General features: G+C 67.7%; 20 protein-coding genes and 1 pseudogene. 7 read left to right on the top strand and 14 right to left on the bottom strand.

The window, feature by feature from the left end; translation table 11 throughout:
• Positions 1-45: 45 nt before the first annotated feature.
• From purL to purS, 3 genes and pseudogenes are all read right to left on the bottom strand, one after another.
• A complete protein-coding gene (gene purL / locus D477_RS02845; protein WP_005267103.1) occupies positions 46-2,460 on the bottom strand; it encodes a phosphoribosylformylglycinamidine synthase subunit PurL in 2,415 nt (804 codons plus the stop codon).
• Positions 2,460-3,232: pseudogene (gene purQ / locus D477_RS02840) on the bottom strand (phosphoribosylformylglycinamidine synthase subunit PurQ). Before purQ ends, purL begins: the two are co-directional and overlap by 1 nt.
• Positions 3,232-3,504 carry a phosphoribosylformylglycinamidine synthase subunit PurS gene (gene purS / locus D477_RS02835; protein WP_005267099.1) on the bottom strand — a complete coding sequence of 91 codons (273 nt, stop codon included), beginning with the start codon at positions 3,502-3,504 and terminating at the stop codon, positions 3,232-3,234. Before purS ends, purQ begins: the two are co-directional and overlap by 1 nt.
• 213 nt (positions 3,505-3,717) lie before the next feature.
• On the opposite strand from purS, the gene D477_RS22525 reads away from it, so the two are divergent.
• A complete protein-coding gene (locus D477_RS22525; protein ID WP_005267097.1) occupies positions 3,718-3,888 on the top strand; it encodes a hypothetical protein in 171 nt (56 codons plus the stop codon).
• A gap of 78 nt (positions 3,889-3,966) precedes the next feature.
• On the opposite strand, the gene D477_RS02830 is transcribed toward D477_RS22525, so the two are convergent.
• From D477_RS02830 to D477_RS02820, 3 genes are read right to left on the bottom strand one after another with little or no spacing between them, the layout of a single operon-like run.
• Positions 3,967-4,431, bottom strand: a complete 465-nt coding sequence (locus D477_RS02830) for a pyridoxamine 5'-phosphate oxidase family protein (protein ID WP_052510659.1) — start codon at positions 4,429-4,431, stop codon at positions 3,967-3,969.
• A gap of 34 nt (positions 4,432-4,465) precedes the next feature.
• Complete coding sequence (locus D477_RS22155; protein WP_005267088.1) at positions 4,466-5,011, bottom strand: hypothetical protein; 546 nt, start codon at positions 5,009-5,011, stop codon at positions 4,466-4,468.
• Position 5,012: 1 nt separating this feature from the next.
• On the bottom strand, positions 5,013-5,933 hold the full coding sequence (locus D477_RS02820) for a hypothetical protein (RefSeq protein WP_005267087.1): 921 nt from the start codon (positions 5,931-5,933) through the stop codon (positions 5,013-5,015).
• A 315-nt stretch (positions 5,934-6,248) separates the two neighbouring features.
• On the opposite strand from D477_RS02820, the gene D477_RS02815 reads away from it, so the two are divergent.
• Positions 6,249-9,314, top strand: a complete 3,066-nt coding sequence (locus tag D477_RS02815; protein WP_052510658.1) for a S8 family serine peptidase — start codon at positions 6,249-6,251, stop codon at positions 9,312-9,314.
• 236 nt (positions 9,315-9,550) lie between these two features.
• Here the strand turns inward: D477_RS02815 and D477_RS02810 are convergent, their stop codons facing one another.
• Positions 9,551-10,021 (bottom strand): MarR family winged helix-turn-helix transcriptional regulator, encoded by a 471-nt coding sequence (locus tag D477_RS02810; RefSeq protein WP_005267085.1) that lies wholly within the window; start codon positions 10,019-10,021, stop codon positions 9,551-9,553.
• A gap of 99 nt (positions 10,022-10,120) precedes the next feature.
• Between D477_RS02810 and D477_RS02805 the strand changes: the two genes are divergently transcribed.
• Positions 10,121-10,330, top strand: coding sequence for a hypothetical protein (locus tag D477_RS02805; protein ID WP_043845347.1), 210 nt, complete (start codon positions 10,121-10,123; stop codon positions 10,328-10,330).
• 42 nt (positions 10,331-10,372) lie between these two features.
• Positions 10,373-10,600: a hypothetical protein gene (locus D477_RS02800; RefSeq protein WP_337587539.1), complete on the top strand. Its 228-nt coding sequence runs from the start codon at positions 10,373-10,375 to the stop codon at positions 10,598-10,600.
• Between the two features lie 154 nt (positions 10,601-10,754).
• On the opposite strand, the gene D477_RS02795 is transcribed toward D477_RS02800, so the two are convergent.
• The 5 genes from D477_RS02795 to ehuB all read right to left on the bottom strand — a co-directional run bounded on the left by D477_RS02795 (position 10,755) and on the right by ehuB (position 15,418).
• On the bottom strand, positions 10,755-12,041 hold the full coding sequence (locus D477_RS02795; protein WP_005267082.1) for an aspartate kinase: 1,287 nt from the start codon (positions 12,039-12,041) through the stop codon (positions 10,755-10,757).
• Between the two features lie 222 nt (positions 12,042-12,263).
• On the bottom strand, positions 12,264-13,109 hold the full coding sequence (gene ehuA, locus D477_RS02790; RefSeq protein ID WP_005267081.1) for an ectoine/hydroxyectoine ABC transporter ATP-binding protein EhuA: 846 nt from the start codon (positions 13,107-13,109) through the stop codon (positions 12,264-12,266).
• Complete coding sequence (gene ehuD, locus D477_RS02785) at positions 13,093-13,746, bottom strand: ectoine/hydroxyectoine ABC transporter permease subunit EhuD (RefSeq protein WP_005267080.1); 654 nt, start codon at positions 13,744-13,746, stop codon at positions 13,093-13,095. Before ehuD ends, ehuA begins: the two co-directional genes overlap by 17 nt.
• Positions 13,743-14,477: an ectoine/hydroxyectoine ABC transporter permease subunit EhuC gene (ehuC, locus tag D477_RS02780; protein ID WP_043845344.1), complete on the bottom strand. Its 735-nt coding sequence runs from the start codon at positions 14,475-14,477 to the stop codon at positions 13,743-13,745. The genes ehuD and ehuC overlap by 4 nt, the downstream gene beginning before the upstream one ends.
• The gene (gene ehuB, locus D477_RS02775) at positions 14,402-15,418 is read right to left on the bottom strand and encodes an ectoine/hydroxyectoine ABC transporter substrate-binding protein EhuB (protein ID WP_005267076.1); all 1,017 of its coding nucleotides are present in this window, start codon (positions 15,416-15,418) and stop codon (positions 14,402-14,404) included. The genes ehuC and ehuB overlap by 76 nt, the downstream gene beginning before the upstream one ends.
• Positions 15,419-15,743: 325 nt before the next feature.
• Between ehuB and D477_RS02770 the strand changes: the two genes are divergently transcribed.
• Positions 15,744-16,505, top strand: coding sequence for a GntR family transcriptional regulator (locus tag D477_RS02770; RefSeq protein ID WP_005267074.1), 762 nt, complete (start codon positions 15,744-15,746; stop codon positions 16,503-16,505).
• A 68-nt stretch (positions 16,506-16,573) separates the two neighbouring features.
• On the opposite strand, the gene recR is transcribed toward D477_RS02770, so the two are convergent.
• Together recR and D477_RS02760 are read right to left on the bottom strand one after the other, a co-directional pair.
• Positions 16,574-17,170, bottom strand: a complete 597-nt coding sequence (gene recR / locus D477_RS02765) for a recombination mediator RecR (protein WP_005267072.1) — start codon at positions 17,168-17,170, stop codon at positions 16,574-16,576.
• 24 nt (positions 17,171-17,194) lie between these two features.
• Positions 17,195-17,962: a hypothetical protein gene (locus tag D477_RS02760; RefSeq protein WP_190273509.1), complete on the bottom strand. Its 768-nt coding sequence runs from the start codon at positions 17,960-17,962 to the stop codon at positions 17,195-17,197.
• Between the two features lies 1 nt (position 17,963).
• On the opposite strand from D477_RS02760, the gene D477_RS22150 reads away from it, so the two are divergent.
• Positions 17,964-18,173, top strand: coding sequence for a hypothetical protein (locus D477_RS22150; RefSeq protein ID WP_150109965.1), 210 nt, complete (start codon positions 17,964-17,966; stop codon positions 18,171-18,173).
• A gap of 402 nt (positions 18,174-18,575) precedes the next feature.
• Positions 18,576-18,827 carry a hypothetical protein gene (locus D477_RS02755; RefSeq protein ID WP_150109964.1) on the top strand — a complete coding sequence of 84 codons (252 nt, stop codon included), beginning with the start codon at positions 18,576-18,578 and terminating at the stop codon, positions 18,825-18,827.
• The last annotated feature ends 5 nt before the right edge of the window (positions 18,828-18,832 follow it).

The following is an 18,832-nucleotide window of genomic DNA, read 5'->3' as shown; positions in this document are numbered from 1 at the left end:
TTCCCGAGGCTCGGAAAGGGCATCAGCTGCATAGTCGACTAAGGGTCAGGCGAAGTGCTTCGGCAGCGTCGCCTCGTGGGCTTCCTTCAGCTCGTCCAGCGGGAGCGAGAACTGGCTCTGGAAGTCCAGCGCGCCGATCTCGGTGTCCACCACGCCGATCCGGATGTGCGCGAAGCCGCGGGCGGTGCACATGTCCTTGAACCGCACCTCTTCGCTGCGGGCCACGCTAACGACGGCGCGTGCCTGGCTTTCGCTGAAGAGTGCGGTGAACAGGTCCATACCATCGCGTTCGCACAGCTCGCCGAGGCCGATCCTGGCGCCGACGCCGAAGCGCAGGGCCATGTCCGCCAGCGCGGCGGCGAGGCCGCCCTCGGAGAGATCGTGCGCGGCGTCGATCATGCCGTCGCGGGAGGCGTTGACGAGCAGCTCGCCCAGCAGCTTCTCGGCCGCCAGGTCCAGCGCCGGGGGCTGCCCGCCGAGGTGGCCGCGCAGGTTGGCCCACTCGGAGCCGTCCAGCTCGTCACGCGTGGTGCCCAGCAGGTAGATGGCCTGGCCGTCCTCGCGCCAGCCCGACGGCGTGCGGCGGGCAACGTCGTCGAAACGGCCCAGAACGCCCACCACCGGGGTGGGGTGGATGGCCACGCCGCCGGTCTGGTTGTAGAGCGAGACGTTGCCGCCGGTGACCGGAACGCCGAGCTCCATGCAGGCGTCGGAGAGCCCGCGCACGGCCTCGGCGAACTGCCACATGACCTCGGGATCCTCGGGGGAGCCGAAGTTCAGGCAGTCGGTGACCGCCATCGGGACGGCGCCGGTGGTGGCGACGTTGCGGTAGGACTCGGCCAGCGCCAGCCGGGCACCCTCGTACGGGTCCAGGTAGGCGTAGCGGCCGTTGGCGTCCGTGGAGATGGCGACGCCCAGGCCGGTTTCCTCGTCCACGCGGACCACGCCGGCGTCGTCCGGCATCGCCATGGCGGTGTTGCCCTGCACGTAGCGGTCGTACTGGTTGGTCACCCAGTCCTTGGAGCACAGGTTCGGCGACGCCATCAGCTCCAGCACGGCGGCCTTGAGCTCCTCCGGGGAGGACGGCCGGCCGGCGTCCGCGGCGGAGCCGGTGAAGGAGTCGGCCTGCACCTGGTCCAGCCACTCGGGCCGGTGGTAAGGCCGCTCGTAGACCGGGCCCTCGTGCGCCACGGTGCGGGGATCGACGTCGACAATCTTTTCGCCGTCCCATTCGATGATGAGCCGGCCGGTGTCGGTGACCTCGCCCAGCCAGGAGTACTCGACATCCCACTTGGCCATGATCGCCTCGAAGCGGGCCACGTTCTCCGGGGTCACCACGGCCATCATGCGTTCCTGCGACTCGGACATCAGGATCTCGCCCGGCGTCAGGGTCGGGTCGCGCAGCAGCACCGAAGTCAGCTCGATGTGCATGCCGCCGTCGCCGTTGGAGGCCAGCTCGGAGGTGGCGCAGGAGATGCCGGCCGCGCCGAGGTCCTGGATGCCCTCCACGACGGAGGCCTTGAACAGCTCCAGGCAGCACTCGATCAGCACCTTCTCGGCGAACGGGTCGCCCACCTGCACGGCCGGCCGCTTGGACGGCTTGGCGTCGTCGAAGGACTCGGAGGCCAGCACCGAGGCGCCGCCGATGCCGTCGCCGCCGGTGCGGGCGCCGAAGAGCACCACCTTGTTGCCGACGCCGGAGGCGTTGGCCAGGCGGATGTCCTCGTGCCGCATGACGCCCACGGCCAGCGCGTTGACCAGCGGGTTGCCCTGGTAGACCGAGTCGAAGACCACCTCGCCGCCGATGTTCGGCAGGCCGAGGGAGTTGCCGTAGCCGCCGATGCCGGCCACGACGCCGTGCACCAGGCGGGCGGTGTCCGGGTGGTCGATCGCGCCGAAGCGCAGCGGGTCCATCACGGCCACCGGGCGGGCGCCCATCGAGATGATGTCGCGGACGATGCCGCCGACGCCGGTCGCCGCACCCTGGTACGGCTCCACGAAGGACGGGTGGTTGTGGGATTCGACCTTGAAGGTCACGGCCCAGCCGTCGCCGATGTCGACGACGCCGGCGTTCTCTCCGATGCCGACGAGCAGGTGTTCCTTCATGTCCTCGGTGACCTTGTCGCCGAACTGGCGCAGGTGGACCTTCGAGGACTTGTAGGAGCAGTGCTCGCTCCACATCACCGAGTACATGGCCAGCTCGGCCGCGGTCGGGCGGCGGCCGAGGATCTCGACCACGCGCTTGTACTCGTCTTCCTTCAGGCCCAGCTCGGCCCACGGCAGCTCGGTGTCCGGCGTTTCGGCCGCGTGCTCGACGGTGTCGATGTTGAACTTGCGTCCCTCGACGTGCTCCACGGCATCGGCGGGGCCGCCGAAGCTCTGCACATGCTCGTTGCGGAGCTCTTCCACGGTGGCCAGATGGGTCTCGACGGGGACGTTGGTCCGGTTGGTCTCAGTCATTACTTGGCACCTGCCACAATCTTCTTCAGTACGGAGATGAACACGCCGAGTCCGTCCGTGCCGCCGCGCAGGTCCACCGGACCGGCGGCGGAGAAATCCGGGCCGAAGCCGGCTTCCGTCGCGTGTTCGGGATGGGGCATGAGTCCGACGACGTTGCCCGCCGCGTTCGTGATGCCGGCAATGTCGCGGCGGGAACCGTTGGGGTTGACGTCCACGTAGCGGAACACCACGCGGCCTTCGCCCTCCAGTTCGTCCAGCGTCTTCTCGTCCGCCACGTACTGGCCGTCCTGGTTCTTCAGCGGCACCACGATTTCGGAGCCGGCGGCGTATTCGCTGGTCCAGGCGGTGTCGGCGTTCTCGATGCGCAGCCGCTGGTCCCGGCAGATGAAGTGCAGGTGGTTGTTCTTGATCATCGAGCCGGGCAGCAGGTGGGCCTCGGTCAGTACCTGGAAGCCGTTGCAGATGCCCAGTACCGGCAGGCCGCCCTTGGAGGCGTCCACGATCTGCTCCATCAGCGGCGCGAAGCGGGAGATCGCGCCGGCGCGCAGGTAGTCGCCGTAGGAGAAGCCGCCCGGGATGATCACCGCGTCCACGCCCTGCAGGTCATGGTCGCCGTGCCACAGGCTCACCGCCGTGCCGCCGGCCAGGCGCACCGCGCGGGACGCGTCCCGGTCATCCAGCGTGCCGGGGAACGTGATGACGCCGACGCGCGCGCGGACAGTCCGGCGTCGGGGGCCGGCGAGAAGTCGCCGATCAGGGGAGTCTCAGTCATTATTCGCCGGCTCCGATGGTTGCGTCGACGATGACCTCCACCCGGGTGACGTCCTCGATCACCGGGTTGGACAGCAGCGTGGTGGCCGCGTGGCGGGCCTGCTCCAGGATCTCCTGGGTGACTTCGCCCTCGACGGTCAGTTCGAACCGCTTGCCCTGGCGGACCTCGCTGAAGCCGGTCTGGCCCAGCCGCTGCAGCGCTCCGGCAATCGCTTTGCCCTGCGGATCAAGGATTTCGGGCTTGGGCATGACATCGACAACGATCCGGGGCATCCGGTCACTCCTGTGTTGGGAATCGGGCTCTTCAAACGAAGCGAGGCGCGCGGAAACCACTGCACGTGCAGTGCAGGAAAATGCCGTCTCACGCTGATCCAGCGCTCCGCGAGCTTGCACCCTCCATTCTACTGGTTCATGCAAACCGCGAATTCTACGCCAACGCTGCGACGGGAACATGGCATCGGCGCGGCGCCCCGGTAGCATGGGGCAATGGCAGACAAACCTAAATCCGTGCTGCTGCCGATCATGGCCGCAGCCGTCTTCGGCGGCCTCGCCCGCCTGGTCCTCCGCAAGTTCCGCACCGACCGGCAGGCCCAGCGCGCCGCCCAGGAGGACCTGGCCCGCCGGGTCAGCGAAGCCGTCCGCAGGCCCCGCCCCTGAACCTTACGCTAACGACGCCGGTGCGCACCCGCCGTCGTTAGCGTGCGTTGCGTGCGCCGGAGTATGCCGGAGCGCGGCTCATTCCGGCCGCGTGGCCTCGCTGATGGACGGCCGGCGCCGCGCCGAGGCCTGGATGCGGAACCGCCGCCCGGTGGTTTCCGTGGGGACGATCGTGACATAGCGGGACTTGTCGCCCGCCTGCCACGGGAAAATGGGCAGCGAGACGGTTTCGAGGATCTCTTCGATGCTTTCGGCCCGCTCCGCCGTGCCCTTGATCGCGGCGCTCCACGCATAGTTGGTTTCCGGGTCGAACCCGTCCACCTCGAACGCCACCGGGCTCCCGGGGGCGGCGCCGTCCAGTTTCGTGCCCTCGGCGGTGCGGAACACGATGGTCCCGCGGTTCACGGCGTAGTTGACGGGGAAGATCTCCGGATGTCCGTCGATGATCACCCCAAGCCTGCCTATCTCGGCCCCGCGGAACGCCTCCCAGCATTCGTCAGGGGAAAAGTGTCGGATTCCATACAGTGCGTCGTCGGCATGCATGGGCCCATAGTAGGCAGGAACGGGGCGCTGCGCGCTAGACCTCGCCGGCAGGCCCGCCGAGCAGGGCCTGCATCGAGTTCCACTCGGAGATCTTGCAGCCGTCGGTGAGCGAGAAGCGCTTGTCGACCTCGCGGCCGTTGATGGTTCCCGTCACGTGCGCCTGGGCCGGCCCGCCGTATTCCTGCGTGCAGGACCGCTCCGGGTCCGGCAGGCTGAAGAACACGTCCTGGCTGTGCTGCTCCAGGGCGGCGCAGGCGGCTTCCGGTTCGCGGATGGTGGTGCCTTCGACCGGCTGGGAATCTTCGCAGCGGAAGGTCCGCTCCTCCCGGTAGTTGGAGCCGGCGGAGGTCAGGACAATCGTCAGGTCAGCGTCCACTTCGGTTCCTTCCCCGGGTTGCGACGGCGACGGGCTGGCGCCCGGTGAGGCGGGAGGCGAGGTGGCAGGTGGCGAAGCGGGCTGGGAAGTCGGCGGGGACGTCTGCGGCGGCGGCGCCTCGTCGGCCGGCGGCGTGCATCCGCCGATCAGCAGGGCCGCCACGGCCAGCGTGGTCAGGGTTCCAGCGCGCTTGCCAGTCATCATCTCACCTGTCAATCAACTCCAGCGCAGCCAGCAGCCGGCTGCGCAGCCTTTGGGATTCTTCCGCGAAGCCGCGCTGGGCCGCCGCGTACTGCGCACGGCCCTCGGCGGTTTCGATGCGGATCGGCTCATACCCCCAGGCGGCGAGATCGTACGGCGAGGCCTGCATGTCCATTTCGCGGATCCGCCAGGACAGCTCGAAGCAGTCCATGACGAGTTCGCTCGGCAGCGCGGGACTGAGCTTGTAGGCCCATTTGTAGAGGTCCATGTTGGCGTGCAGGCAGCCGGGCTGCTCCATGTGGCGCTGGTTGTCCCGCGTCGGCTGCAGCGTGTTCAGCGGTGCCGCCTGGGGCGTATAGAACCGGAAGGCGTCGAAGTGCGAGCAGTTGATCCGGCTGGCCTCCACGACGCCGTCCGTGCCCTCGGCGCCGAGCCGCAGGTCCAGGTATTCGTGCCGGACGCCGTTGAGCTGCGACTTGTAGGCCATGGCCCACTCGTGCAGGCCGAAGCAGGCGAACCGGGCCGGCCGGGCGGCCGTGCCGGACAGGATGATCCGCGTGAAGGAAACCGTCTCGGCCCGCTCGCGGCGGAACCTTTCAGCATCGAAGGTGACCGCGCCGCCGTCGTCAATTCCCTGGTCCGCGCACTCCGCCGCCGACAGCGGGCGGTAGTACTTCCAGTCCGCGCGTTCCGCGGCGGCTTCGCCGGTGAGCACGACGCCGGCGCCCGGGTGCCAGCGCAGCAGCTGGCCGGGTTTCTGGGTGTAGTAGGTGAAGAGGAAGTCCTCGACGGGATGCTTGCGTCCTGCGGACCGCCGGTCCAGGTACGGTGCGGTGAACCGGGAGGCCCGGCGCTGGTGCGCGGCCTCGCGGGCCTGCCAGTGCTCCGGAGCCAGTACTTCCAGCCGGGTCAACTGCGACTGCATGGTTCTATTGTGGCAGGCTCGGGCTTCTATATCACTTCCTCAGGACCGGGGATAGACTTTGAGTGGTTCTTGGGTGGGACTGTCATGAAAATTCCTGAAACACTTCTTTGAGACTATTTGCTTCGGTACTTTGTCCTCACAGATCCCGCCGGTCGTGGCGCACGCCACATCGTTGGGGGGAGGGGCCGGCCAGTGGCCGGAACGCCAGCCGCCCGGAGTTGAATACCGTTCCGCGCCAGGCGGCGGGGCAGCCGGCGGATCTGCGGGCCGGACCAGGGCGGTCCGTCCCACAGGGATGAAAGGCGTTCCGATCTCATGACCAAGCAAAGCAGACGCTTTGTGCGGCGGCGCTCCTTCCGCGCTGCCACTGCACTCGCACTGGGCCTACCGCTCATACTCAGCTCCGTCGCCGGCCCCTCCGCAGCTCTCGCGCTGGCCGCGGAAACCCAGCCCCCCGGCGTCGAAATCTTCAAAGACGGCCAGTACATCGTCATGCTCAAGGGCAAACCGGTGGCCACGTACGACGGCGGCGTTGCCGGCATTGCGGCGACCAAGCCGGACAAGGGCAAGAAGGTCAAGACCGACAGTCCGGAGGCGAGGCAGTACGCCGCCCACCTGGGCGAGCGGCAGCAGCAGGTGGCCGCCGAGGCCGGCACCAGCGTGGGACAGAGCTTTACGACGGCGATCAACGGCTTTACGGCCGACCTCACCGCGGAGCAGGCCGGCGTGCTGGCCAAGCACCCGGATGTCCTGTCGGTTTCCGAGAACGTCCAGCACAGCCCGGACTACTCCAGCACCGAGTTCCTCGGCCTGCCCGGCGCGGACGGGGCATGGGAGCAGCAGTACGGCGGCGTGGACAACGCCGGCAAGGGCGTGGTGGTGGGTGTGATCGATACCGGCTACTACCCGGACAGCGCGTTCTTTGCCGGTGATGAGCCGGTCCGGCTGGGGCCTGGCGAGACCCCGGAGCCCGGCGAGCCGTACCTGACCAACAACGGCCAGATCGCCATGCTGAAGTCCGATGGGGAAACCTTCATTGGCGAGTGCGAGAAGGCCCAGGGCAGCAGCAACAGCACGCGCGCCTGGACCGGCGAGGAGTGCAACAGCAAGGTGCTCAGCGCCCGCTACTTCGCCGAGGACTTCCTGCGGCTGGTGCCGCCGGAGCAGCGCGATCCGCGCGAATCGATCTCGCCGCTGGACATCAACAGCCACGGCACGCACACCGCCAGCACGGCGGCCGGCAATAACGGCGTGGCGGCCGCGGTGGACGGCCGGGAGTTCGGCGAGGGGTCCGGCGTTGCCCCCGAGGCGAAGGTCTCGGTCTACAAGATCTGCTGGGAGGACACCAACCCGGCGACCGGCGGCTGCTTCAGCTCCGCCTCCGTGGCGGCCATCGAGCAGGCCGTGAAGGACGGCGTCGATGTGCTGAACTACTCCATCTCCGGCAACAACAACTCGGTGCTGGACCCGGTGGCGCTGGCGTTCTTCAATGCGGCGGCCACCGGCATCTTCGTCTCCGCCTCGGCCGGCAACTCCGGGCCGGCCGCCGAGACGGTCAACCACAGCGCGCCGTGGCTGACCACGGTCGCGGCGAGCACGTTCTCCAACGAACTGCAGGGGACGGTGGAGCTGTCCGACGGTTCGAAGTACCGCGGCGCCTCGGTGATGAGCTCCGAAGTGCCGCAGACCGACCTGGTGCTGTCCCGCGAAGCGCCGGTGGCGGACGACCGCGATCCGGCCACGGACGAGGTGGAGAATGCGCGGCTCTGCCTGCCGGCCTCGCTGGATTCGACGAAGACCACCGGCAAGATCGTGGTCTGCGAACGCGGCGTCAACCCGCGCGTGGAAAAATCCCAGGTGGTCAAGGACGCCGGCGGCGTCGGCATGGTCCTGGTGAACGTGCCTACCGGATCGCTGGACCTGGACCTGCATGCCGTGCCCACTGTGCACATTGACGACGACGGTTTCCTCGCCAAGGTTGCGGGGAACGCGGAACTGACGGCAGCCCTGGTCGACCAGGACACCACGGGCCTGCCGGAGATCCCGCTGCCGCAGGTTGCGGCCTTCTCCTCGCGCGGACCGTCCACGGCTGTCGGCGGTGACCTGCTGAAGCCGGACATCGCGGCGCCCGGTGTTGGTGTGCTGGCTGGTGTGTCGCCTGTCACCGGTGGCGAGAACTTCGGCTTCCTGTCCGGCACGTCCATGGCGGCCCCGCAGGTCGCCGGGCTGGCCGCGCTGCTCATGGCGGAGAATCCGGGCTGGTCGCCGGCCGCGGTGAAGTCCGCGATGATGACTACCGCCGCGGATCTCCAGACCGCGGACGGCGGAACCGACGGGGACAAGTTCGCCACCGGCGCCGGCAACGTCGACGCGGCGGCGATGGCCGATCCGGGCCTGGTCTACGATGCCGGGGTCACGGATTGGGCCGGCTTCCTTGAGTCCGCCTCCGGCGGCGATGTCTGGCCGGATATCGAACCGATCGAAGCCAAGGATGTCAACGTGCCGTCCATCGCGCTGGGGACGTTGACGGGTTCGGTGACCGTGAGCCGGACCCTGACCGCGCTCGAGCCGGGCAGCTACACGGCCTCGATCGACGTGCCCGGCGTCGACGCCGTGGTGGAACCGGCCACGCTGGAGTTCACCGAGGCAGGCCAGGCGCTGGACTTCACGGTCACCTTCAGGAACGAGAGCGCCGACTACGGGCAGGCCGCCATGGGTGAACTGGCCTGGAGCGGCGAAGACCGCACCGTCACCTCGCCGGTGGCAGTCCGTCCCGTGGCCGCGCTGGCGCCGCCCGCCGTGACCGTGGACTCCGCCGCCGGCACTGGCGAGCAGGTCCTCGAAGTGACCTCGGGAACCGACGATCCGATCGACATCACGGTGGAAGGCATGGCCAAGGCCAACGTCCTGACCGAGGAGAAGACCCCGGATCCCAACGCCGTCACGACGGCCAGCGCCGTCATCGGCACGCTCACCGTACCGGCCGACACCCAGACGGCGCAGTTCGCCATCAATGCGGCCTCCGAAGCGGCGGACTGGGACCTGTACGTCAAGACTCCGACGGGTGAGCAGCTCACCGTGGCCACGGCGGCCAGCAGCGAAAGCCTGACGCTGACTGCGCCGGCCGCCGGGAAGTACCAGGTCATCGGCCACCTCTACGCAACCTCGGACGGCGCGGCCACCTCGACCGGCACGCTGGTCACCGCGGCGCTTGGCAAGGCCGCCGGCAACCTGGCGGTCACACCCAATCCGCTGGAGCTGGCCAACGGCGAGTCCGGCGAAGTCACCGCCCAGTGGACCGGCCTGGAGCCCGGCAGCTGGGTCGGCTTGGTCCGGTTCGGAGACAGCGCCGCGACGGCCCTGACCGTCAACGTCCCCTAACCAGCGCAGGGAGCCCGCCACCACGGCGGGCTCCCTCTTCTGGTGTACCGCTGGACAGCTTTGACCCCTCTTGTACTGCTTTAGCCTTCAAGCAACGCGCTGACCTGCGGCGATGCGGCGCAGCGTTTTTAAAGCTGGGAGATTCGGGGCCGAGAGGGCTGGCGAAGCGGTGGGTGGCGTCGGTTGGCAGTCGGCGTCAGCAGCCGGCGGCGGCGGGGTGCGGTCGGTGGCGGGTGTCAGCCGGAGGTGGAGGGCTGATCGGCGCGCTGGGCGGCGTCGATGAGCCGGCGCATGGAGGCGTTGAGCTCGCGCAGCGTTTCGCGGTCCAGCTCCAGCCGGTCCAGCATGGTGCCCGGCACGGACAGCGCCTGGCTCCGCAGGTCCGCTCCAGCCTCAGTGAGCCCGACGGCCAGGGCCCGTTCATTGCCGGGCACGCGCTCGCGGGTGACCAGGCCGGCGGCTTCAAGCCGCTTGAGCATGGGGGACAGGGTGGCCGGCTCCTGCGTCAGTGCAGCGGCCAGCTCCTTGACGGTTCGCGGGCTCTTCTCCCAGAGCGCCAGCATGACCAGGTACTGCGGGTGCGTGATGCCCAGCTTCTCCAGCACCGGCTTGTAGGCGGCGACCACGCTGCGCGAAGCCACGGAGAGGGCGAAGCAGAGCTGGTGCTCCAGCAGCAGGTCCTCCGTCTGGTCCGTGCCAACCGTCACAGCGCATCACAGCCTCTCGAATCGTTAGTGCACTAAGGATTAGCGTATGCTTGTTTGAGGATCCAGTCCAACCGCCGCTACGCAGGAAAGGGAGCCAGCATGGCCCAGAAGAAGCCGATGTCCCATCGATTCATGGACTTGATGGGCAAGGCGCGCGTGATCTTCGGCCCCGCGCAGAAGAGCGGCGTGGACCACCCGATGACCGAAGAGAACAAGGAGCTGCTGAAGGCCCGCGAGGCCGAGGCCTCCCAGTGGCGCACCATCAAGCGGGCGGACGGCAGCACCTACATCGTGCCCAAAGAGCAGTAGGAAGCTAGACTTGGATCACCGGATTCTTACCCCTTGAAGAAGGTGATTCAGATGGCTGGGAATTCGAGTTTCATCCGCGGTTTCATGAAGATCACGGCCAAGGCGGCCAAAGTGTGGGGACCTGCGGACAGGATAGACAGTGACACTCCCGTAGTGCACCGGCATGATGATGCCGAGTTGGCTTCAGAGGAGCAGCTGGCGGAGATTGAAGTGGAACGCGACGCTGAAGGCCATGCCTACGCGTTCCGCAAACGCCACGAAGAGGCCTGAGCGGCCGTACCCTAGTTAACCGGAAACAACGACGGCGGTCCCGCACCGAAGCGGGCACCGCCGTCGTTGTTTTGTGGCCGGGTGCCGGACGCAGGACCCGCTGCAGCGCGAAGCCACAGCGGGAGCCGGAGCCCTTGCGGTTGCCGCGGGCGGTTTAGCGGCCGGTGCCGCCGTAGACGGTCGCCTCGGCGTCGCTGTCCAGGTCGAAGGCGGAGTGGACCGCGCGCACGGCGGTGTCCAGCAGGTCCGCGTGGGTGACGATGGAGATGCGGATTTCCGAGGTGGAGATCATGTCCACGTTGACGCCGGCCTTGTGCAGCGCCTCGAAGAACTTGTAGGAAACACCCGGGTTGGAGCGCATGCCGGCGCCGATCAGCGATAGTTTGCCGACGTGCTCGTTGTAGTCGATGCCCTCGAAGCCGACGGTGGACTGGGCCGCGCGCAGGGCCTCCAGCGCGTCCTTGCCCTCGACGATCGGCAGGGTGAAGGAGATGTCCGTCTTGCCCGAGCCCTGGGTGGAGACGTTCTGCACGATCATGTCGATGTTGGCGTGCGCACCGGCGACGATGCCGAACAGTTCGGCGGCCTTGCCCGGAATGTCCGGGACGCCGATGATGGTCACTTTCGCCTCGGAACGGTCATGGGCCACGCCGGAGATGATGGGCTGTTCCATGGGTTCTCCCTCTTGGATCTTGATCTTGTCGTCGGGGCTGGGCAGGACCCAGGTGCCTTCGTTGGTGCTGAATGAGGAGCGCACGTGCAGCGGCACGCCGAAGCGGCGGGCGTACTCCACGCAGCGCAGGTGCAGGATCTTGGAGCCGGAGGCCGCCATCTCCAGCATCTCCTCGCTGGAGATCTTCTCGATCTTCTGCGCGTTCGACACCACGCGCGGGTCGGCGGTGTAGATGCCGTCGACGTCCGTGTAGATCTCGCAGACGTCGGCATCCAGCGCGGCCGCCAGGGCCACCGCGGTGGTGTCCGAGCCGCCGCGGCCCAGCGTGGTGATGTCCTGGCTCTCGCGGCTCAGGCCCTGGAAGCCGGCCACGATGGCGATGTCGCCCTTGTCCAGTGCGGTGCGCACCCGGTGCGGCGAGACGTCGATGATGCGGGCCTTGCCGTGAATGGCGTCGGTGATCATGCCGGCCTGGCTGCCGGTGAAGGACTGGGCGGTGGCGCCGTTCTCCTGGATGGCCATGGCCAGCAGGGACATCGAGATGCGCTCGCCCGCGCTGAGCAGCATGTCCATCTCGCGCGCGCTGGCGTCGGACGTAATCTGTGCGGCGAGGTCCAGCAGCTCGTCGGTAGTGTCTCCCATGGCGGAGACCACCACTACTACGTCGTTTCCGGCCGCCTGCGTGTCCACCACGCGCTTGGCAACCCGCTTGATGCCCTCGGCATCCGAAACGGAGGATCCTCCGAACTTCTGAACTATCAGACTCATGCGCTCTCTAAACAACTCCTGGAATGTGGCCCGCCGGCAGCACGGCCGGCAGGCGGTCGAAATCGGCCGCGGCCTTCGGCTGCACAGACTGCGGCAAGGGCCAGTCTAACGCCGGTGTCCACAGCGCCGTGAATGGGCGGGCCGAGTGTGACCTCGGACTTTGGGCGGGTACGACGGCGCGGTTGCCTTGGGAAGGCAACCCGCCGCCGTGGTTCGCAGCAGTCAGTGCGTGCCGATCTGCCCTTCCTGGCCGCCGAGCACGGCGTGCAGGAAGGCCTGCGTGCGCTCGTGCTTGGGTTCGGTGAACATGACGTCCGGCGTCGCCTCCTCGACGATCCGGCCGCCGTCGAACATCAGCACCCGGTTGGAGACATCGCGGGCAAACTGCATCTCGTGCGTGACGATCAGCATGGTGATGTCCGTGGTGTCGGCAATGCGGCGCAGGATGGCCAGGACCTCGCCGACGATCTCCGGGTCCAGGGCGGAGGTGACCTCGTCCAGCAGCAGGATCTCCGGGTCCATCGCCAGCGCGCGGGCGATGGCGACGCGCTGCTGCTGCCCGCCGGAAAGCTGGAGCGGATGGGCCTTGGCCTTGTTCGGCAGGCCCACGCTCTCCAGCAGTTCCATCGCCCGGCGGGTGGCCTGCTCCTTGCTCTGGCCGAGGACGTGGACCGGCGCCTCGATGATGTTCTCCAGCACGGTCATGTTGGGGAAGAGGTTGAACTGCTGGAAGACCATGCCGATCCGCTTCCGGATCTGCTTCTGCGCCTTCTCGCTGCGCTCCACGCGCTTGCCGCCGCGCAGCTCGTGCGTCAGCGGTTCGCCGTTGATGTGGATGTAGCCGCCGGTGGCCTTCTCCAGGGTCATGACCAGCCGGAGGATGGTGGTCTTTCCGGAGCCGCTGGGGCCGATCAGGGTGACCCGGTCGCCCTTGCTGACTTCGAAATTGAGGTCTTTGAGGACCACGTTGTCACCGAAGCGCTTCTCCACATCCTGGAACCGGATGGCCGGCGCGGTGGCCGGGGCACCGCTTTCCGGTGCGGTTTCGGAATCAGTAGTTGTAGGCAAGGCGCTTTTCCAATCTGGAGATGAGCAGGGAGGTCGGGTAGCTGGCCAGCAGGAAGATGACGCCGGCGAGCGTGATCGCCTCCATATATCTGAAGTTGTTGCCGCCGAAGGTCAGCCCGGCCCGGACCATTTCCACCACGCCGATGGAGAGCAGGAACGGAGTGTCCTTGAACATTGAAATGGCGTAGTTGCCCAGTGCTGGCACCGTCGCCCGCACGGCCTGCGGAACGATCACCGCGGTCCAGGTGCGGGTCTTCGACATGGACAGCGCCGTTGTCGCTTCCCACTGGCCCTTCGGCACCGATTCAATGCCGGCCCGGTAGACCTCGGCCATGTAGGTGGAGTAGTGGATGCCGAAGACCGCAATGCCGATGGTCAGCGGTTCGACATTCAGGAAGGTCCAATAGGCGAACAGCAGCTGCACGACGATCGGCGTCATCCGGATGAAGTCGCCGATGAAGTTGATGACCACGGCCACCGGCTTGGGCACGGACATCCGCAGGATGGCGATCAACAGGCCCAGCACGGCGGCGATGGCGGTGCTGGCAACCGTGACGATCAGCGTCACGTGGACGAAGGCCATGAGCAGCTCGGGGAGGACCGCCCAGGCGGCATCCCAGTCCCATACCTGGTTCATGCGCTCCTGCCTCCTTCCGCTGCCACGGTGGTATTGGGCGCCTTGACGCTCAGGGCCTCCCGCAGCGGTTCGCCGCGGCCGAGCCGGTGCTTGGCGCGGACTTCAAGGCCGTTCATCAGCAGCGTCAGGATGTAGGCGACCACGAAGTAGATGACCAGGCTGACGCCGTAGGCGAAGAACGTGTCCGTCTGCACGCGCAGCTGCTCCGTGTGGAAGGTCAGGTCGGACAAGGTAATGAAGCTGACGATGGCGGTGCCCTTGAGCATGTGGATGAGGTAGTTGGTCAGCGAGGGGATCATCAGGGCCCACGCCTGCGGGAAGATGATCCGGCGCATGGTCTGCGTCTTTGACAGGCTCAGTGCCGTCGTCGCTTCCCACTGACCGGCGGGTACCGCGTTGATGGAGCCGCGGACGACCTCCGCGGCATACGCGCCGTAGTTCAGCCCGAGGCCCAGGATGCCGCAGACCATGGCCGGAAGCTCCAGGCCGAACTGCGGCAGCACGAAGAAGAGGAAGAACAGCTGCACCACCAGCGAGGTGCCGCGGAAGAACTCGATGACCGTCCGGCAGAGGCCGCGCACCACGATGTTGTGCACGCGGGCCCCCAGCCCGAGGACGACGGCGATGACGATGGCCAGCAGGGCGCCGCCAAGGGTCAGCTGGAGGGTGATCCACAACCCGTCCAGGATCCTCGGCGCCGCCTCAGCCAGCGCTTCGAAATTGCTTTCCATAGAAGAGGATCAGCCAGGTCTCCGGAGCAGAGCTGCTCGGTGGTCAGGTCCGCCGGCGGCAGGTTCTCGGCGGTGAAGCCGAAGTCGCCGACGACGTCCACGTAGGACTCCTCCGACTCGGTGATCTTGGCGAGCTCCGCGTTGTAGGCTTCCAGCAGCTCGGTGTCGCCCTGGCGGAAGACCGTGCCGCCGGCCCCGATCTGCTCCACGCCATCGATGACCTGGACGAACGGCTCCGTCACTTCGACGCCGGCATTGGGGTTGTTGTCGGCCAGCCAGTTGAGCGAGATCGCCGTCATCGCGAAGGCGTCGGCGCGGCCCGCCGCAACGGTGTCCATGCCGTCCTGCGCGTTGCCCACGGACTGGACGTCCAGGCCGAGCTTCTCCGCGTAGCCGGCCTCGATGCCGCCGGACAGTACGGCCAGCTTGATGTCCTCGCCGCCTTCTTCGGCCGCGACCACGGAGTCAAGGTCGGTCAGGTTCTTCGGGTTGCCTTCCTGGACCATCAGCGCCGTGGTGTACATGATCTCGGGGTCGCTGAAGGCCGCCTGCTCGCAGCGTTCCGGCAGGATCGACATGCCCGCGCTGACCAGGTCGAAACGGCCGGCATTCAAGCCCGGGATCAACGCATCCCAGTCCACCAGCTCAGCCTCGACGTTCTCGACGCCGAGCTCCTGGAAGATCTTTTCGTGCATGGCGATGGTTGCACCGGTTGGCTCACCGCCTTCCTGGTAGGAGTAGGGAGCTTCGCCGGCGATGCCGACCGTCACCGTGCCCTCTTCGCGGATCTGCTCCAGCGTGCTGCCGGCCTCCGGGCTGGACCCGCCGCCCTGGCTGCCGGAGTCGATCTGTCCGTCGCCGCATCCTGCGAGCAGGACCATGGCCAGGATGCTGCCTCCGGCCAAGGTTGCCCGGGATTTGCTGAGCCGAGTGATCATCATGTGCCTCTTTCGGTCGTGTGAATGGGCAAAGCCACCCAGCCTGCGCCCCCCGGCACAGCCAGCCGACCCGACCCGAATTCGGTGAATGATTGGTGCCCACCGTAGTGAGTTTCGTTCCCACATACAATCGGTAAGTCTGCGTGTATGATTGTCGACAGCAAGCCACTGACCTGCCAAAATACCTTCCAGGCCCGGTAATCCGCGGAACTGCGCGGGTTGCCGCGCTGCAGAGGAAAAGTGATTACAATTTGGCCACGGTGCTGAATTAGCCGTTTGGATCCCACTGCCGAGGGCTTCGGACGGTCGACGGAAGGCGAAGGACCGGATGCTCCAAAACCCCGTGCAGGCGACCGCCCCCACCGTGCTCAAAGTGCATCGGCCCTCGACGGTCGACCTGATCGCCGCAGAGCTGCGCAAGGCCATCTATTCGGGCGCGCTGCAGGTCCGCGCGCCCCTGCGCGAAGTGGAAATCGCCGGACAGCTCGGCGTCAGCCGCAGCCCCCTGCGCGAGGCCGCCCAGCGGCTGGTCCAGGAAGGGCTGCTCACCGCCCACCCGGGCCAGGGCCTGCGCGTTGCCTACGTGGATGAAGACAGACTGGACGACCTGTTCGAAGCGCGCATCGCCGTCGAAAGCCATGCGGCCCGGATGATCATTGACAGGAACGACGACGACGCAATCGCCGCCGTCGAAAAGGCCCTGGCCCGGCTGAAGGAAGCCGCGGAAGGGGACGACGCCCGCGCCATCGGCGACGCCGACCTGGACTTCCACCTGGCGCTCGTGCAGGCCGCAGGCAACGCCCACCTGACGCAGTACATGTCCACGCTCGTCATCGAAACCCGGCTCGCCAGCTACAGCAGCAAGGAAGGCTACGTCGTCCGGCGCGACGTCACGCCCACGTACCACGCCATCGTTGACGCGCTGAAGGCAGGCGACGGGGACGCGGCCGCCGACGCCATCCGCGAGCAACTCGCCGCCGCCGTCGACCGGCTCACCGGCAAGCTGGCCGAGCGCGGCGTCGAGGTGGACACTGTCGCGGAGGAGGCCAAGCCCGCGGACGGATACTCCCTCGGCCCGATCGGCCAGTAAGGCGCTGCGGCCCAGGCAGAGTGCAGGAGAACAGCCGGCTTATGTGCCGGAGCTGTCCGCCGCCATGTTCAGGTGAGGCTGCGGCGGCCTTCGAATGCGCGGCCCAGCGTCACTTCATCGGCGTACTCGAGGTCGCCGCCGACCGGCAGGCCCGAGGCCAGCCGGGTGACGGTGATGCCAATGGTCTTGAGCATCCGCGCCAGGTAGGTCGCCGTGGCCTCGCCCTCCAGATTGGGGTCGGTGGCGATGATGATTTCCTGGATCTGCCCGTCGGAGAGCCGGTTGAGCAGTTCGCGGATGCGCAGCTGCTCCGGGCCGACCCCGCCGATCGGGTTAATCGCGCCGCCGAGCACGTGGTAGCGGCCCTTGAAGGAGCGCGTCCGCTCGATGGCCAGGACGTCCTTTGACTCCTCCACGACGCAGATCGCCGACGGGTCGCGGCGCGGGTCGCGGCAGATGTTGCAGGTCTCCTGCTCCGAGACGTTGCCGCAGATCGTGCAGAACTTCACGCGCTCCTTGACGTTGGTGATCGCCCCGGAGAGCCGCTTCATGTCCTCCGGATCAGCCTCCAGAATGTGGAAGGCGATGCGCTGCGCCGACTTCGGCCCGATGCCGGGCAGCCGGCCGAGCTCGTCGATTAGCTCCTGGACGGCGCCTTCGTACACTGGACCTCAATCTCCTGACCTGCTTTAGGAACCGTCGAGGCTCCGTTCTTCCACCAGCCTGCCGCCCAGTATCCGCTCGATGGCGGCGCGGCCCACCAGCCCCGAATCCTCGATGGCTTCGTCGTCCTCGCTGGGGATGTCCTCGACGTAGCTCAAGTTTAGGTCACTGGCCGCACTGGTGCTGGCCGGCTCGGCCGGACGTTGCCTCGCCTCGGCCGCCCGGGCCTGCGCCAGGAGCATCTGGTACCGGCTCATCGGCTTGCCCGGTTCGGGCTGGATCGGCGGGGCGGGGGCGGGTGCGGCAGGGGTCGGGTCAGCAGGCGCGGGTGCGGCTGCCGGCCGTGCGTTCCCGTTGGGGGACGACGACGGCGAATCTGTAGCTGCGGGAACGGCGGCCCGTGCGGGGGCCGGGGGAGTCCCCTGCCGGCCGAAGCCGTAGCCCCGGTCGTCCACGGGGGCTTCCCACTCTTCTGCCGGAGGCTCCTCATCCGAGTACGGAATGTCGTCATACGGGGACTGCGGCACCGATTCGGTGGCCGGTCTGGAAGCCGGAGCCGCCTTGGATGCCGGAGCCGGCTCAGCAGCCGGAGCAGGCTTCGGCGGCTCCCAAACCCGGCCTTCGTTTTCCGCGGGCGCGGCGGGCTGCGGCGGTTCCCAGATCCGGCCCTCGTTCTCCGGGGCCGATTGGGCAAGGTTGCCGGGTGCGGACTGTTGGCCGTTCTGCGCGGCGGGAGGCTGCCGGTTGGCCAAATGGGCGAAAACTGGACGCTCGCCCGGCATCGGCGGCGGCACATTGACAGGACGCTCAGGTGCCGGCGAAGACTGCCGGACTACCGGCTCGGGCCCGGCAGCGGAATCCGCACTGTTGGCCGAGGGCGCGCTGAAGGACGACGTCGCGCTGTTCGCGGAGCGAGCGCTGGTCGCGGAAGGCGCGCTGAAGGACGACGTAGCGCTGCCCGTCGAGGGCGCGCTGACTGCAGACGGTGCGGTGGAGGGCGAGTAGGCACTGCTCGCAGAGGGCGCGCTGCTTGCAGACGTTGTGCTTTCAGCTGAGTGGCCCGATGCCGGACCGCTGGTGCCGGAAGCAGCGCTGGGTGCCGTGGTGGCAGCGCGGCCCGGCTGAGCAGCGCCGAAGGGGGCGCCGGGTGCCGTGTTGGACGCACTCGCCGGCACGGGCGCAGGGGCAGGTGTGTTGACCGGCGCCGGGACTCCTACGGGCGCGGGGGCAGACTGGTGGAGCGGACCGTCTGCCGGCTGCGGCCGGCTAGTAGGTGCTTTTGGGCCCGACTCACCCGCCGCCCCGGATCCTCCGGCGGTGACGTCGATTTGGCAATCAATTCCGAGCACCTTGAAGATGCATTGCCGCAGCAGGCCGGCATTCTCCTGCTTGCTCGAGAACGCGGTCATGGCACCCGTGTTCGAGAACGCGACGGTCAAAGTCCTGCCGTCGAAGCCGGCCAGCGAGGCGTTCGGCTCGACGGTCATCCAGAGGAACTTCTTCTCCGACTTCAGCGTCTCCATGATTTCCGGCCAGGCGCGGCGGAACATTTCGATGGAACCAGCGGCGCCGGAACGGGCCGGCTGCTGGGCAGGCGCAGGTTGCTGGCTAGGCGCCGACTGCTGCGAGGCCGGGGCCTGCGGCTGCTGCGGGGCCTGAGCCGG

This window comes from Arthrobacter crystallopoietes BAB-32, assembly GCF_000328305.2.
Lineage (GTDB): Bacteria > Actinomycetota > Actinomycetes > Actinomycetales > Micrococcaceae > Crystallibacter > Crystallibacter crystallopoietes_A.
The sequence above is the reverse complement of the archived record's forward strand: the minus strand, read 5'-3'. Positions and strand labels throughout refer to the sequence as shown.